This is a genomic window from Nocardia sp. NPDC058480 (genome assembly GCF_042720495.1).
In the GTDB taxonomy this organism is placed as follows: domain Bacteria; phylum Actinomycetota; class Actinomycetes; order Mycobacteriales; family Mycobacteriaceae; genus Nocardia.
Map to the genome: position 1 here is coordinate 335488 of NZ_JBHXMN010000003.1, position 14683 is coordinate 350170.

The window sequence follows — 14683 nt, forward strand, 5'->3', positions numbered from 1 at the left end:
GCGATGATCATCGATCCGAGTGGGCGCGGGCCCACCATGAAACAGCTGTACGTGGCGGGTATCTCCGGTCTGATCGTCTTCGCGATCATCCTCGGCTTCCTCACCGCCAGGTACCAGGGATATTTCGTCCCGAAGGTCAATGTGGTCGCGAACCTGTCGACCACCGGTGACGGCCTACCGTCCAATGCCGACGTGAAGTTCCGCGGCCTGCTCGTCGGCGTCGTGAAGAACGTCGATATCCGCAAGAGCGGCGAGCAGAAGGTGAACATCGAGCTCAAGCCCGAGTTCGCCGACGGCATCCCGAACACCGTCACCGCACGCGTGGTGCCGTCCAACCTGTTCGCGGTCACCTCCGTCGAGCTGGTCTACAACGGCGCGAACAGCCAGCACCTGAAGGAAGGTTCGCAGATCGCCGAGGACCGCAGCCAGGGCACGATCGCGCTGCAGGACACGCTCACCACGGTGCGCGACATCCTCAACGAGGTCGACCCGGTGCAGCTGGGACGCGTGCTCGGCACGCTCACCCAGGCACTCGACGGCAGCGGCCGGGTCCCCGGCTCGACCATCCAGCGCCTCGACCACTGGCTCACCACGGTCGCTGACGCGGGCCCGAACCTGGGCGGCATGCTCGACAACTTCGCCAACTCGGCGCACGCGCTCAACCAGTCGGCGCCGGAACTGCTCAACGTGCTCGGCTCCTCGGTGCAGACCGCGAACACCATCGCCACCAAGCGTGAACAGCTGATCGCGCTGCTGGCCGGTGCGAGCGCCACCACTGACCGGGTGAACGACCTGTTCGCATCGAATCCCGATGTGGGCAAGGAAGCTACGGTCGGCATGAACGCCACCCTGGGTGCGCTGGCCGCCGACCCCGCGTCGATCACCAGGACCTTCCAGGTCTTCGGTCCCTCGCTGGCTCAGCTCAACACCACCTTCCACGGTGGCCCGAGCGGTAAGCAGATGGTGTGGAACGCCGGCATCACGCTGACGCCGTACAAGCCCAACACCGCCGCCGACTGCCCGCGCTACGGCGACCTGCTCGGCCCGAGCTGCTTCACCGCACCGGCTGAGGTCTCCCTGCCGCCGATTCCGGACAACCTGCGTCCGCGCAAGCTCGACGCGGCCGCCGGCCTACCGCCGCTGGTCTCGCTGCCCGGCATGCCCGATATTCCGGGTCTGACCAGTCCCGGTGTCGCGCCGATGCATACGGCCGACGGCACCGAGATCAAGCCGTTCCAAGGCACGCCGCTCGAGGGCCTCGTCCCGTCGATCCAGATTCCGGGTCTGCCCGGGCTGGGTGGTGCGCCCGCTCCCGCGGCCGCTCCGGCCGCGGCGCCCGCTCCGGCGACGGTGCCTGCCGCCACACCGATCTCCTACACCGGTGACGCGGCGATGACTCAGCTGCTCGGTCGCAAGCCGAACGCGTCCGAATATCTGCTGCTCGGTCCGATTTTGAAGGGCGGAACCCTGCAAGTGTCCGAAAACGGGGGTGGCGCATGAGTATCCGCAAGCCACTGATCGGGTTCAGTATCTTCGCGCTCGTCTCACTGCTGGTCACCGTGGTCGTGTGGAACACACTGGCCCGCACGGTCGACGGTGACACCCGCAAGTACACCGCGATCTTCACTGACGTCCTCGGGCTGCGGCCCGGTGACGATGTCCGGATGGCCGGCGTGCGCGTCGGCAAGGTCGAGAACATCGAGCTCGACGGCAAGAACGACGCCAAGGTGTCGTTCATCGTGCAGAGCGACCAGACACTGTTCAACGACACCAAGGCCCTGGTCAGGTACCAGAACCTGATCGGTCAGCGCTATGTCGCGCTGACCCCGGGCGCGGCACCGAGCCCGGAGGCGCTCAAGAGCGGTTCCACCATTCCGCTCGAGCGCACCGAGCCCTCGTTCGATATCTCGGCCCTGCTCAACGGTTTCCAGCCGCTGTTCCAGGCGCTCGAGCCCGCCGAGGTCAACGCGATGTCGGAGACCCTGATCCAGGCGCTGCAGGGCGACGGGGTTTCGCTGTCGGCGTTCATCATTCAGGCGGCCCAGCTGGCCACCGATTTCCAGCGTCGCGACGCGATCTTGTCCGACGTGATCACCAACCTGTCCGGTGTGATGGCCGGGTTGGCAAAGCGAGGGGATGAATTGGAGACCCTGGTTACCCAGACGAGGGCGTTGATCGGCGGACTCTACGACCAGGGGCAGTCGCTGCAGGCGTCCACGGTTACCCTCGCCGATTCGACGACCGCCCTGGTCGGGATGATGACCAAGATCCAGCCGAAGCTGGCGGCGACCCAGAACTCGACCACCGCGGCGCTGAATCTGCTGCTGGCCAACGGCGCCAAGCTCGACCAGGTCGCGATCGACATGCCTTCGATGCTCGCCGACCTCGGCCGGATGACATCGGAAGGCACCCACGCCAACGCCTACCTGTGTGGTCTGGACATCTCGCTGTACGGGGTTCTGTTCCCGCGCGGTCTGTTCAGCCAGATCGGTGGCAACGGCCACTCCGAGGTGTGCAGATGAGCAAGATCAAGTCAGCCTTCGTCGGTAACCGCAACTTCTGGCTGGGTGTGGTCGGTGCGCTGTGCATCGTGCTGCTGCTGGTCGGTTCGAGCATCTTCGGGTTGATCGGGCTCGGAAAGCAGTCCATCGACGCCGAATTCGTGCAGGCCGCGGGCATCAAGACCGGTGACAAGGTCGCGGTCTCCGGTGTGCAGGTCGGTACGGTCTCCGGTGCGAAGCTCGCGGGCGATCACGTGGTGATCACCCTCGACGTGGACAGCTCGGTGAAGCTCGGTCCCGACGCGCACGCCGCGATCAAGATGGCGACCCTGCTCGGCGCGCGCTACGTCGACCTGACGCCCGGCGACGGATCGGGCCTGAAGGACAAGACGATCCCGCGCAGCAACACCGACGTGCCGTACGACATCGCCGATGTGGTGCAGGTCGGTACGCCGAAGTTCGAGGCGCTCGACACCAAGAAGCTCGCCGCCTCACTCAACACCATCAACTCCCAGCTCGGCGATTCGCCGGAGCTGGTTGCCCAGGCGCTCGACAGCGTCGGCGCGGTCGCCAAGGTCGTCGACCAGCGCAAGGGCGAGGTCGACAGCCTGCTCAAGGACCTCAACCGGGTCACGCAGCTGCTCGCCGACAACCGCAACTCGATCCTGCTCGTCATCACCCAGGGCGAGGCCATCGCCAACCGGGTGATGGAACGGCAGAGTCTGCTGCGCCAGCTGCTGGACAACGTCGCCACGCTGACCCGTCAGCTGGAGGAGATCGGCGCCCAGAACGGCGACCAGTTCGGCGGCACCATCAGCCAGCTCAACACCATGGCCGAGGGCCTGCAGAAGAACAAGGACAATCTCGACAAGCTGCTGCAGATCGGTCAGCCCACCGCGCGCTACTTCAACAACGCGCTCGGCAACGGTAACTACGGTTCGGTCGCACTGCCGTGGTTGTTCCCGGACAACTGGCTGTGCTTCGTTCAGGTGATCCAGGGGTGCCAAGGATGAAACTGACCAACAAGCTCCGCATCGCGCGGACGATGATGATCGCCACCACCGCGCTGGCCCTCGGTAGCTGCTCGCTGCTGCCGAGCCAGTTCGACGACGCGCTCGGCCGCTCGACCAAGATCACCGCCGACTTCGAGAACATCGCGGGCATGTTCGAGGGCAACGAGGTCATGGTCCTCGGCCTCGCGGTGGGCGAGGTCGACAAGATCGTGCCGAAGGGCACCTACGTCGAGGTCCACATGACCATCGACGCGGGCACGAAGATTCCGAAGGAAGCGATCGCCGCGATCATCTCGCCGTCGATCGTCACCAACCGGCACATCGAGATCAGCCCGCCTTTCACCGGCGGTGAGACACTGAAGTCCGGCGATCACCTGCCCAAGGCGCGGACCAGGACACCGGTCGAGCTGGACACGATGATCAAGACCATCGACCAGTTCGCCGCCGCCCTGAAGCCCGAACCCGGCCAGGAGGGTCTCGGCCCGCTGTCGGGCCGGGTGCTCTACCCGGTGCTCAACGGCAACGGCCAGAAGATCAGGGAAACCCTCGACGCGCTCTCGGGTGCGTTGAAGGTCGGTGTCGACAACAAGGACGCCATCTCCAACATCATCATCAAGCTCAACGAGCTGACGACGATGCTGGCCGACAACGATCAGTCGGTGCGCGACTTCAGCGACCGGATGACCGCCATGTCGGGCCTGCTCGCCGAGCAGGCACCCGGTCTGCAGGCCACGCTCGACCAGCTCAACCAGTTCCTGAACAACACCTCGACGACCTTCGCCGGACATCAGGAAGAACTGGCCGCCTCGCTCACCGGCTTGACCACCGTCACCAACCAGTTGCGGGCCAACTCGGGCGCATTGGTCGAGATCGTCGACGTGGTGCCGCTGCTCATGCAGAACATCGACGGCGCCATCAACAAGGAAAAGGGCTTCGTCCGCCTGCACGCGCTGATCGGTACCGCTCTCTCGGGCGAGATCGTCAGCGTGTTCTGTGAGCGGATCCAGATGCGGGCCGATGGTTGCCGCTCCGGAAACGTCCAGGATTTCGGCCCCGACTACGGGCTCACCGCCGCACTGCTCGGACTGACGAAATGAACCAGCGAATGACGATGAAGGCCCGCCGCGCGCTGCTCTCCGCGGCCGCATTGGCCACGGTCACGATCACGACCGGCTGTGGCTTCACCGTAGAGGATCTGCCGCTGCCCAAGCCGGGCACCGGCGGCGAGACCTACACCCTGCACGCGAAGTTCGACAACGCGCTGAACCTGCCCGACCAGGCCAAGGTGAAGGTTGGTGGTTCTGATGTCGGCGTGGTGTCGTCGATCAAGACCAAGGACTTCACCGCCTTGGTCGATATGGAGATCAGCACCGATTTCAAGCTGCCGAAGGGCAGTACCGCGGAGCTGCGCCAGGCCACCCCGCTCGGTGACGTCTTCATCTCGCTGAACCAGCCGAAGAACATCACCAGCGCGGAGACCCTGCCCGCGGGCGCGACCCTCGGGCTGGACGCCACCTCGGCCGGCGCCACGGTGGAAGAGCTGCTGATTTCGGTGTCGATGCTGTTCAACGGTGGCGGTGTCGCCAGCTTGAGCAGGCTCGGTACCGAACTCGGCTCGATCCTCAACGGGCACGGCGGTGAGCTGGGGCATCTGATCTACGAGATGACCGGCGTCATCGGCGAACTCAACGCCAACAGCGCCAAGGTCGACTCGGTGCTCACCGAGTTCAACACCCTCGCCAACACCATCGAGACCAACAAGGGTCAGCTCGGCCAGGTGGCCGACACACTCCCCCAGGCCATCGGCGCGATCGCCGAGAACAACCGGGCGATCGGTGATCTGCTCACCAAGCTGGCCACGGCCACCGCTGCCATCGGTGACTACTCCAACACCACCGGTGATCAGCTGTCCGAACTGCTCACCAATCTCGACAACCTGATGAACGCGCTGGCCGCGACCGGCGGCGACTTCGGTTATGTGATGGACCAGTTGCACGCGATCCGGCCCGGCGCCAACCAGACCTTCCAGGGTAAGGGTCTGGCGCCGTACGCGACGCTGACCAACCTCGACGTGGGTCTGCTGACCGACCCGGCGAACAGCAAGCTCTGGGACATGAAAGATGTGAACGATTTCGTCGGCAGCTTCATTCAGGTGCTGCAGGTCGTTCAGGGCCGAGTGGGAGGCCACCGATGAGCAGGCTGAAGAAGTTCGCGGGCAGCAAGATCTTGCTGGCGAACTGCGCGCTGGTAGTCGTGTTGTTGCTCGGCGGGACGTACCTGCTGGTCAACGTGATGCGGGTCAATCCGCTGCGGTCCGAGTACGACGTCACCGTCAACCTGGACCGCTCCGGCGGTCTGCAGCCGGGCAACGACGTGACCATGCGCGGATTCCGGATCGGCAAGGTCACCTCGATCGAACTGATCAACGACGGCGAGGCCATCGCCGCCAAGGCGCAGATCGACAAGGACTTCAAGATCCCGGTCGACACCATGATCCAGGTGGCGGCGCTGTCGGCGGCGGGTGAGCAGTACATCGACTTCCGTCCCCGCAGCGATGTCGGCCCGTTCCTCAGTGACGGTGCGGTGATCAAATTCAACCCGGAGCAGATCCAGACGCCGGTTCCCGTGTGGGCCGTGCTCGACGACACGAGCGCGCTGATCGGCTCGGTGGATCCGAAGCAGTTCAGCGTCATCCTCGACGAGCTCGACATCGCGCTCGGTGCCGGTCCCGACCAGCTGCGCGGCCTGATCAACGGCGTCAGCCTGGTGGTCGCGGGTCTGGACAATCTGCTTCCGCAGACGGTGAACCTCATCGCCAACCTGCGGGTGATCGCCGAGACCACCTCGAACGCCCAGCCGGATCTGCAGACGCTCACCAGCAATTCGGGTGCACTGCTCACGCAGTTCAACAATGCCAACGCCGAGCTGCAGAGCGTGCTCGACAACGCGCCCGCTCAGTTCGAAACCCTTGGCGCGGTGCTGGATTCGACGGCCGATCCGATCAGTTCGCTGGCGGCCAACTTCGTGGCCATCACCAGGGCGGCGCAGTTGCGTACGCCTGCCATGCGGCTGCTGTTCCCGTCGCTGGCGCTGGGTCTCGGGTCCATCGGCGCCCCGGCGCACGACGGCGAATTCCACACCATCCTCGACGTCTGGCCACGTCCGACGTGTAACTACGACACCGAGTACCGGCGCAACGAAGAGGTCCAGGACGGCAGCATTCCGAAGTGGAATTACTGCACCAACCCGACCTCCGACCTGCAGATCCGTGGTTCGGCCAACGCCCCGCGCCCGAACGTGCCCAATAACGGCGCGCAGATGCCTCCGGGTGTCGACCCGAAGGAACGGACGCCGATTCCCGCCAAGTGAGGTGATGCCCGGCCAGGCTGTTCACAGCTCGACCGGGCATACTCGCGGGGAAGACGTGTGGCCCGGCTCACGGACCACAATCGGAAAATCGGTGCGATATGTGCGCCGGGAAAGAGCAGGATTGATTCGATGACCAGCGACGATGCCCAGAGCAAGTCCGATGCTGCCGCGGCAGACAAGCCCGATCTGGCCAAGGCCGACGACACCGTGAAGGGTGCGGCGGCGACTCCCGAGGTCGATCAGCCGACTGTCACAGCACAGACCGTGACCGAGGCGCCGGCGCCGGCCGCTGCCCCGAGCGCGGCATCGAGCTCGACGGGCTGGATCGCCGCAGGTGTGGCCGGTGTGGTCGCGGTCGGCGCGATCACCGCGGGTGTGGTGTTCTTCCTGCAGAACAACAACAAGGCCGAGAAGCTCGACGCCATCGCCGAGTCGACCAAGGCCGCCTGCGACTACGGCGCCATCCTGGCCAACTACGACTACTCCAAGGACCTCGACGGCTACATCGAGTCGATGAAGGCGGGCGCCACGGGCGACTACCTCAAGGAGTTCACCGATGCCAGCGAGGCGCTCAAGGGCGCCATGGTGCAGGCCCAGGTCAAGTCGACCGGCGAAGACGTGCAGTGCGCGTACATGTCGGGCAGCACCGACGACGTCAAGGCCATGGTCACCATGACCCAGTACCGGACCAACTTCACCCAGACCGAGCCCGACCGGATGATGTTCGCGATCGAGATGAGCCTCGAGCGTTCCGGCGACAAGTGGCTGGTCAGCAAGCTGGACTCGCCGCTGCTCAAGAACGGCGGCGGCGCCGCGGGCGGTACGGCACCCGGTGCGGCGGTTCCGGCCCCCGCGCCTGCCCCGGCCCCTGCCCCGACACCAGGGAACTGAGTACCGGGAACCGAGCAAACCGAAACGCCGCGGGCAGATTCATCGCCCGCGGCGTTTCGTTGTGCGGTCCCACTCCGGTCGCACCGCACCTAGAACAGGGTGAGAGTCCCTGCCACCGGCGCGTGCTCTGCGACCGACTTCCCTGTGGAGACCGTGTTCGTGAGGGCGGGCGCCACGGGTTCGCGGCGCCGAAGCCTCGCTTGTTCCTGCTCGATGGGCGCCGCCTCGCGGCCGAGAGCCGGGTTGTCGCGGACTGCCCGCGCGGCCTCGCCTGCCAGTTTGTCGGCTTGTTCGTTGAAGTAGTTGCCCACGTGACCGCGCACCCAGCGGAAACGCACCGGTCCTTCGCGGCCGGTGATGGCTCGGTCGATCTGTTTGATGATCTCCACGTTCTTCACCGCGCCGCCGGTGGAGGTGCGCCAGCCGTTGCGTCGCCAGCTGGTGATCCATTCCGAGGCGCACTTGATGGCGTACTGGGAGTCGCTCTCGATGAGCATCGGTTCGGCGCCGGGGTGGGCCAGGATGGCTTCCAGTACGCCGCGGAGTTCGGCGATCTGGTTGGTGCCGCTGGCCGCGCCGCCGCTGTCGGCGGGCCCGGAATGATTCACCCATGCCCAGCCGATGGCACCACCGGGATTGCGCAGGCAGGACCCGTCGGTGCTCACGATGATCATGACCGCCACCCTAGGCGATGCGGCCGACAAGATCGGTACCGTGGAATGCCTCTATCTCCCTTCGCAACCGCGATTCCGTTCGGCGCAGTGCCGATTTCGCGGCCGCGTCGACGAGGCCGTGGCACAGGCGGCCGAACATGCCGCGTGGTGGTGGATAGTCGGCTTCGGAGGTCAGCACCGACCGTTCGTAGCCGAGTGGATCGAATCGCAGGGTAACGGTTCCGTATACCCGCCCACGCAGGGTATACCCGATAACGGCATTGCGCCGGTATTCGGTGATCTCCACCGATGATCGCAGCGGAATCAGTCCGAACAACCGGACTTTCACCGCGAAGGCGGCGCCCAATCCCTGGTCCGGCTCGCCGAGCGGCTCGACACCGGTGACACCGAACATCCACTGCGGCCCGTGGCGGAAATCCTCGGCGTAGGCGAAGGCGGCGTCGACCGGTGCGCCGACGTCACACGCAAACCTGATGTGGCCCATCGGCCCTCCCTGCTCCGGATGGGTTGTCACCCAACGCGTACAGGAGTCAAAAGTACTACAAATCTCCTATTTAATTGGCGGAATAGAGTTGTTCGACCAGGTATTCCGCGATCGGCATCGCCGACGTGGCGGCCGGGGAGGGTGCGTTGAGCACATGGATCGAGCGCGGCGTGCGTTCGATGAGGAAATCGTGCACCAGCGTCCCGTCGCGCAGCACCGCCTGGGCCCTGATGCCCGCCCGGTGCGGTAGCAGGTCGCCGGTGGTGAGTTCGGGGCAGTATTTGCGGCATTCGGCGAGATAGCCGCGCTTGAACACCGAATTACGGAGCTCGCGCACCCCGGTGGCGAGGTGGTCGCGGGCCACCCGCCGCACGCCGGCGAAGCTCAGCACGTCGATAGCGTCCCGCCGGTTCACGCTGCCCTTGCGGTAACCCTCTCTCGACAGTCCGAGCACCGCGTTCGGGCCGACGGTGAGTTCGCCGTCGATGGTGGGACTGAGGTGAACGCCGAGGAACGGCAGCGCGGGGTCGGGCACCGGGTAGATCAGCGTGCGCACCAGATCCGACCGTTCGGCGGGGAGCCGATAGTACTCCCCACGGAACGGGACGATGCGAAAGTCGGTGTGTATCCCTGCCTTTCGTGCCATCCGGTCGGCTTGCAAACCCGCGCAGACGATCAGCGTGCCCGCGGTGACCGAGCCCGTCGGGCCCGAAACCGTGACAGCTGAGACGTTCTCGGTGATCGCGTCGACAGGGGTGTCGAGCAGGATCTCCCCGCCCATCGCCTCGACCTGAGCGGCGAGTGCGGCGGTGATCTTCGTGTAATCGATGATGCCGGTGGCGGGCACGAACAGTGCGCCGACACCGGTGATCCGGGGTTCGCGTCGCCGCAGCTCGGCCGCGTCGATCGCCTCGACCTCCACGCCGTTGGCGATCGAGCGCTCGTACAGCGCGAGCATTCGTTCGTGTTCCGCGGAATCGGTGGCTACCAGCAACTTTCCGCATTCGCGGAACGGAATATCATGGGCCGCGGCGAATTCCTTGGTCCACTCGGCACCGGCCCGGCACAGCCGTGCCTTCAAACTGTCCGGGGGGTAATAGATCCCGGAATGGATGACGCCGCTGTTGTGCCCGGTCTGATGGGTGCCGAGCGAGGCTTCCTTCTCGATGAGTACCAGGCTCGCCTCGGGATACTCGGTCAGCAGTCGATGCGCGGTGGCCACGCCGACGATGCCGCCGCCGACCACACAGAAGTCGTACGCACCGCTGGGGGTGTCGCGAGGAGTCACACGCCGACGGTAGTCGGCAGTTCCTCGGTGGACGACCGCGGTGCCTCGGCTTCATTATCGACCTCGGCCGGTGCCGGAGTCTCGGTGTCCGACGGTGCTCCCTCGACCCGCAGCGTGTGGTTGCCGAGGCCGGGGTCCGACAGCACGAACACCAATTCTCCACGGCGCGCGTCGAACTCGGTGTGCAGTGCGGTCACCGCGGCCGGATCCACGGTCAGGCCGAGGTATTTCGCCGCCACCGTCACGAGGTTCGTGTCGACGGTGAACGCCAAGCCTTCGTTGCGCGGCGGTGCCACCTGCGCGCCGACATAGGTGCCGCCGATCCCCACCCGCCCGGCCAGCGGCGAATTGCCCGGTCGCACACCGACTCCGGACTGCAGCGTGGTGATCGGCGTGCGCGTGGCGGCGGATGCCGAGCGCTCGGTGGCCAGCGTCGGCCCGGAGGACATCGCCAACTCGACGCCGTAGGCGCGTGGGGCGGAGTCCTCGACCGAGAAGGGCCGGTGCAGGCCGGGGTTCGGCGTCGCGACCGGTCCCGCGTATTCCCGCGCGGGCGGCGGTGGCATGTGATTGACGATGTAGGCGCCCGCGGCCACGGTGAGGCATAGGCTGGCGGCGCCGGAGAAGACGATCGCGGACAGGCGCACGAGCTGAGCGGGTCGATGTGCGGTCACGATGCGGTTCCCTCCTGTGGCTGTGGGTATACCCGAGTTGAACGGGCCCGCATCGTTGAAAGCCACGTGCTGTTTCCACGTTACGTGGTAGGCCGCACAGTAACCGCTCCACCGTCGTGAGATCAGAGCCACATCCGAAACGATGCTGTATCACTCCTAGTCGGGGCGGGTTTTCGCATGGGTAAGTGTTTCTCACACCGCCCAGCGGGTACCTGAAGGGAGCAGGCGAGCGTCATTCACGACTGCCACGGCGGTCAACCCCGGCCAATGAAGTCCGGGGCAGTCGGCACGAATGGCGCTCTGAGACTGACGCTCGCCTGTTCGTACCCCCGGCTCAGGCGAACTGGCCCACTGTGCGGCCGGAGCCGGGCGGGCCTGCGAAGGCTTGGGCGATGGCGAGCCAGTGGTCGGCGTCGGGGCCCGTGGTTGTCAGGGCGGTGTCTTCGCGGTGGCGGCGTTGGGTGGCTACCAGGCAGAAGTCGATGGCGGGGCCGGTGACGCGCTGGGGAGCGTCTTCGGGGCCCCAGGTCCAGGGGGTGCCGTCGGGGGCGGTGAGTTCTACGCGGAATTCCTCGGCGGGGCCGGATTCGCCGTTGACCAGGTAGGCGTAGTTCCTGGCGCGGACGCTGATGTGGGCGACGGTGCGCAGGCGGGCCGTGGGGACGCGGGTGACGCCGAGCGCGTCGGCGACGTCTTGGCCGTGGGCCCAGGTTTCCATGATGCGGGCCGAGATCATCGACGCGGCGCTCATCGGCGGGCCGAACCACGGCAGTTTGGTGCCCGCGGGGACGGCGGCCAGTCCGGCGATGAGCTGCTCGCGGCCTGCGCGCCAGCGCACCAGCAGGTCGGCGGGGGGTGTCTGAGCGATTTCCTCGGCACCGTCGTCGACGAGGGTGAATGCCCGCGACGCGGCCTCGGTGAGGAACGCGGTGAAGGCATCGCCGTCGGTCGCGGCGATCACCGATACCTCGTCGGTCCAGGTCAGGTGGGCGATCTGGGTGGCGATATCCCAGCGTGGCGCGGGCGTCGGCGTCTTCCACTGCTCGGGGGTCAGCGGTGCGACCAGGTTTTCCAGATCCGCGCATTCGGCGGCGAAATCGTCGAGCAGCGCTGCGAGGTCAGCCATGGAGTTCCCTTGCCGATCATGGCGCGACCCGGTAGCGGTGCGCCGTCGTCACCAAGAGTCGCAGCGACCGTCAAAAAATGCAAGCACGCGTGCTTGTTATTTGTTCTTGAGGTTAATAGGCCGAGAACCGCGCGCCAGCGCGAAAAGATACTGCTACCAGCCGAAGGTCAGTAGGTGGAGTGCGCCCACGCCGATACCGAGCGCCCCACCGTGCAGGTACAGCAACCACGCGTCCTGTTCAACCGACGCGTAGAACATCTCCATGAACTCGCCGGGCGTGAGTGTCCGTAGCTTGCGCGCGGCGAAGTCGTCGATCTTCTTCGCCTGTTCCAGCACGAACTGCTGGTCGGAGATCATCGTGCGCGCCGAAACCAGCCCGGCACCGGCGCCCGAGACCGCCAGATTCTCGAACTGCTTCTTGCCCAGCGCGGCTCGCACCATGAACGCGGTCGCACCGAGTTGCTTGTGGATCTCCTCCGCCACCACCCGTTCGATGAGCTGGCGGGTCTTGTCCCCGTTCGGTCCTTCCAAGAGCTCGATGGACAGGTTCTCCACGGTGAGTACCTGGTAGGCCAGGATATGCGCGAGGTCGGTGGCGGCCTGGGGCTGACGCTTGGCCAGCAGCGCCTGGCGCCACAGATATTTGTAGCGCGGCTGCGGGTCGCCGGGTTCGAACACCATCTTGATCGCGATGACGTTCACCGTCACACCGATCATCGCCGAGGAGAACAGCACGATCACCCAGGCCGGAATCGCGCCGAAGTAGGGAATCTGCGAGTGCACGTGCAGGTACAGCGCCAGGATCAGGCCGAACGGCGCACCGAGCAGGCCGATTCGCGCCATGAACTTGAGCTCGGGCGCGGCGATGGTGGTGGTCAGGTCCTTGAGGATGGCCGGGTTCTTCTCCAGGTACCTGATCACGAAGTTCTTCACGTCGAGCAGTTGGTCGATATTGTCGCCCAGGCTCTCGAACGCGCGCCGGCACAGCGAGGGTAAGTTCCGGTCCACCCGCTGGTAGACGGCCTGTTTCACCTGCCGAGGGAGCGAGCGCCACAGGTCGGGATTTTCCCGGTACATGATCTCGTCGACGATCGGCTGCACCTGGTCGCGCGCCCGTTCGGCGAGATAGTCGCCGATCCCGTCGAGGTCGAGTTCGTGGATGAAGTCGCGCGGGCTGCCGATCCGCAGCAGCGCCGAGTCGACGCAGATGCTCGCCATCTTCTCCGCGCGTGCCGGGATGAAGCCCTGGAAGCCGAGCATGCGCCCGTCGCCGGAGAACGTCGGCAGCACCTGGACGCGTCGCGGTAGATAGGGATACAGCACGTGCAGCAGCGGAACGCGGAAGCCCTTGAAGTACAACGGCCAGAACAGCATCAGCACGCCGGTCCAGTTGGTGAGCCAGCCTGCGAGCGCGCTGAAGATCGGAAAACTGACCAGCTCGACGACGAATTTCGACTGCCCCGTCAGCTGTTCCCAGTCGATGAACAGTCCGGAGGCCAGTGTGGTCATCGAGGAGCCCCCTAGTGCTGACGCGCGAAGAATGTGCAGAACGTGAGGATAAGGCAACCATATTCTGCCCGGTCGTGACGGGGTGTCAACGCAAGTCGGGGCGTCCGGGGGCCTGGTGATCCGCCGTCGGCGCTACGCTGGCAAGGCTGTTGTATGCGTCACCGAATTCTTCCCCGTCGCCTGTGCAAAGGGAGTCGCTGTGAGCATTGTTCCGAAAAATCACTTCGAGCGTCCGGTCGCTGTGCTCGGCGGTGGCACGTTGGGCAGACGTATCGCGCTGATGTTCGCCACCAGGGGTGGCGAGGTCCGCATCATCGATCCCAACGGCGAGGTCGGCAACGCGGCCGTTGGCTTCGTGGAGAATCAGCTGCCCGAGGTGGCCGCCACGGTGCCGAACGGCACGTTGGGCACCGCCGAGTATGTGCCCGACCAAGCCATCGGTGTGAAGGGCGCGTGGCTGGTGGTCGAGGCAGTCCCTGAGGTCCTCGATCTGAAGAAGAAGGTCTTCGCCCAGCTCGACAATGACACCGACGCCGACGCGATCGTCGCCTCGAACTCGTCGTCGTACGCGAGCCGGTTGTTCACCGAGGGCCTGAAGACCAACGACCGGATGCTCAACACCCACTTCTACATGCCGCCGCAGTCGACGGCGCTCGACGTGATGTCGGACGGCAACACGTCCGAGGAAACCCTCGACTTCGTCATGAAGACCTTCCCGGAGTACGGCCTGCACCCGTTCCTGGTGCGTAAGGAATCGACCGGCTTCATCTTCAACCGCATCTGGGCCGCCATCAAGCGCGAGTCGCTCGAGGTGGTCTACGAGGGTGTATCGACACCGACTGACATCGATGAGATGTTCTCGCGGAATTTCGGCACCGAGGCGGGTCCGTTCCGGATGATGGACCAGGTGGGTCTGGATGTGGTGCTCGATATCGAGCAGCACTACGAGCAGGAGAACCCGAACCTGCCGAAGGGCCCGGTCGAGCTGCTGCGGAAATATGTCGACGCGGGCAAGCTCGGGGTGAAGACCGGCGAGGGATTCTATGACGACTACCAGGGGCCGGGTCAGGGCTGAGCCCTGAAACGCGCCGCCTTTCGGCCTTGGAGTCGAGTGCCCGCGAACTGCGGCGCCAGCCGGCGGAGATCCAGTTACA

General features: G+C 65.6%; 14 protein-coding genes. 8 read left to right on the forward strand and 6 right to left on the reverse strand.

The genetic code is table 11. From position 1 onward, the window contains the following. The first annotated feature begins 3 nt into the window (after positions 1 to 3). From ACFWO8_RS10375 to ACFWO8_RS10405, 7 genes are all read left to right on the forward strand, one after another. A complete protein-coding gene (locus tag ACFWO8_RS10375; RefSeq protein WP_378947351.1) occupies positions 4 to 1500 on the forward strand; it encodes an MCE family protein in 1497 nt (498 codons plus the stop codon). Further along, complete coding sequence (locus ACFWO8_RS10380; RefSeq protein WP_378947354.1) at positions 1497 to 2522, forward strand: MCE family protein; 1026 nt, start codon at positions 1497 to 1499, stop codon at positions 2520 to 2522. The genes ACFWO8_RS10375 and ACFWO8_RS10380 overlap by 4 nt, the downstream gene beginning before the upstream one ends. Further along, positions 2519 to 3514 carry an MCE family protein gene (locus tag ACFWO8_RS10385; protein ID WP_378947357.1) on the forward strand — a complete coding sequence of 332 codons (996 nt, stop codon included), beginning with the start codon at positions 2519 to 2521 and terminating at the stop codon, positions 3512 to 3514. The genes ACFWO8_RS10380 and ACFWO8_RS10385 overlap by 4 nt, the downstream gene beginning before the upstream one ends. After that, on the forward strand, positions 3511 to 4611 hold the full coding sequence (locus tag ACFWO8_RS10390) for an MlaD family protein (protein ID WP_378947360.1): 1101 nt from the start codon (positions 3511 to 3513) through the stop codon (positions 4609 to 4611). Before ACFWO8_RS10385 ends, ACFWO8_RS10390 begins: the two co-directional genes overlap by 4 nt. 8 nt (positions 4612 to 4619) lie before the next feature. Next, positions 4620 to 5708, forward strand: a complete 1089-nt coding sequence (locus ACFWO8_RS10395; RefSeq protein ID WP_378947363.1) for an MCE family protein — start codon at positions 4620 to 4622, stop codon at positions 5706 to 5708. Continuing rightward, on the forward strand, positions 5705 to 6883 hold the full coding sequence (locus tag ACFWO8_RS10400) for an MlaD family protein (protein ID WP_378947366.1): 1179 nt from the start codon (positions 5705 to 5707) through the stop codon (positions 6881 to 6883). Before ACFWO8_RS10395 ends, ACFWO8_RS10400 begins: the two co-directional genes overlap by 4 nt. Positions 6884 to 7012: 129 nt before the next feature. Further along, positions 7013 to 7774 (forward strand): hypothetical protein, encoded by a 762-nt coding sequence (locus ACFWO8_RS10405; RefSeq protein ID WP_378947369.1) that lies wholly within the window; start codon positions 7013 to 7015, stop codon positions 7772 to 7774. 89 nt (positions 7775 to 7863) lie between these two features. Here the strand turns inward: ACFWO8_RS10405 and ACFWO8_RS10410 are convergent, their stop codons facing one another. From ACFWO8_RS10410 to ACFWO8_RS10435, 6 genes are all read right to left on the reverse strand, one after another. Next, a complete protein-coding gene (locus tag ACFWO8_RS10410) occupies positions 7864 to 8448 on the reverse strand; it encodes a ribonuclease H (RefSeq protein ID WP_378947374.1) in 585 nt (194 codons plus the stop codon). Positions 8449 to 8458: 10 nt separating this feature from the next. Further along, the gene (locus ACFWO8_RS10415) at positions 8459 to 8932 is read right to left on the reverse strand and encodes an SRPBCC family protein (RefSeq protein WP_378947377.1); all 474 of its coding nucleotides are present in this window, start codon (positions 8930 to 8932) and stop codon (positions 8459 to 8461) included. A gap of 70 nt (positions 8933 to 9002) precedes the next feature. Continuing rightward, complete coding sequence (lhgO, locus tag ACFWO8_RS10420) at positions 9003 to 10220, reverse strand: L-2-hydroxyglutarate oxidase (RefSeq protein WP_378947382.1); 1218 nt, start codon at positions 10218 to 10220, stop codon at positions 9003 to 9005. Next, entirely contained in the window at positions 10217 to 10894 is a 678-nt protein-coding gene (locus ACFWO8_RS10425) for a hypothetical protein (protein ID WP_378947385.1), read from the reverse strand. Before ACFWO8_RS10425 ends, lhgO begins: the two co-directional genes overlap by 4 nt. A 334-nt stretch (positions 10895 to 11228) precedes the next feature. After that, complete coding sequence (locus tag ACFWO8_RS10430; protein WP_378947388.1) at positions 11229 to 12020, reverse strand: TIGR03084 family metal-binding protein; 792 nt, start codon at positions 12018 to 12020, stop codon at positions 11229 to 11231. Between the two features lie 153 nt (positions 12021 to 12173). Further along, the gene (locus ACFWO8_RS10435) at positions 12174 to 13529 is read right to left on the reverse strand and encodes a hypothetical protein (protein WP_378947391.1); all 1356 of its coding nucleotides are present in this window, start codon (positions 13527 to 13529) and stop codon (positions 12174 to 12176) included. 199 nt (positions 13530 to 13728) lie between these two features. Here ACFWO8_RS10435 and ACFWO8_RS10440 point away from each other — a divergent pair, with 199 nt between their 5' ends. After that, positions 13729 to 14604 carry a 3-hydroxyacyl-CoA dehydrogenase family protein gene (locus tag ACFWO8_RS10440; RefSeq protein WP_378947395.1) on the forward strand — a complete coding sequence of 292 codons (876 nt, stop codon included), beginning with the start codon at positions 13729 to 13731 and terminating at the stop codon, positions 14602 to 14604. Positions 14605 to 14683: the final 79 nt, after the last annotated feature.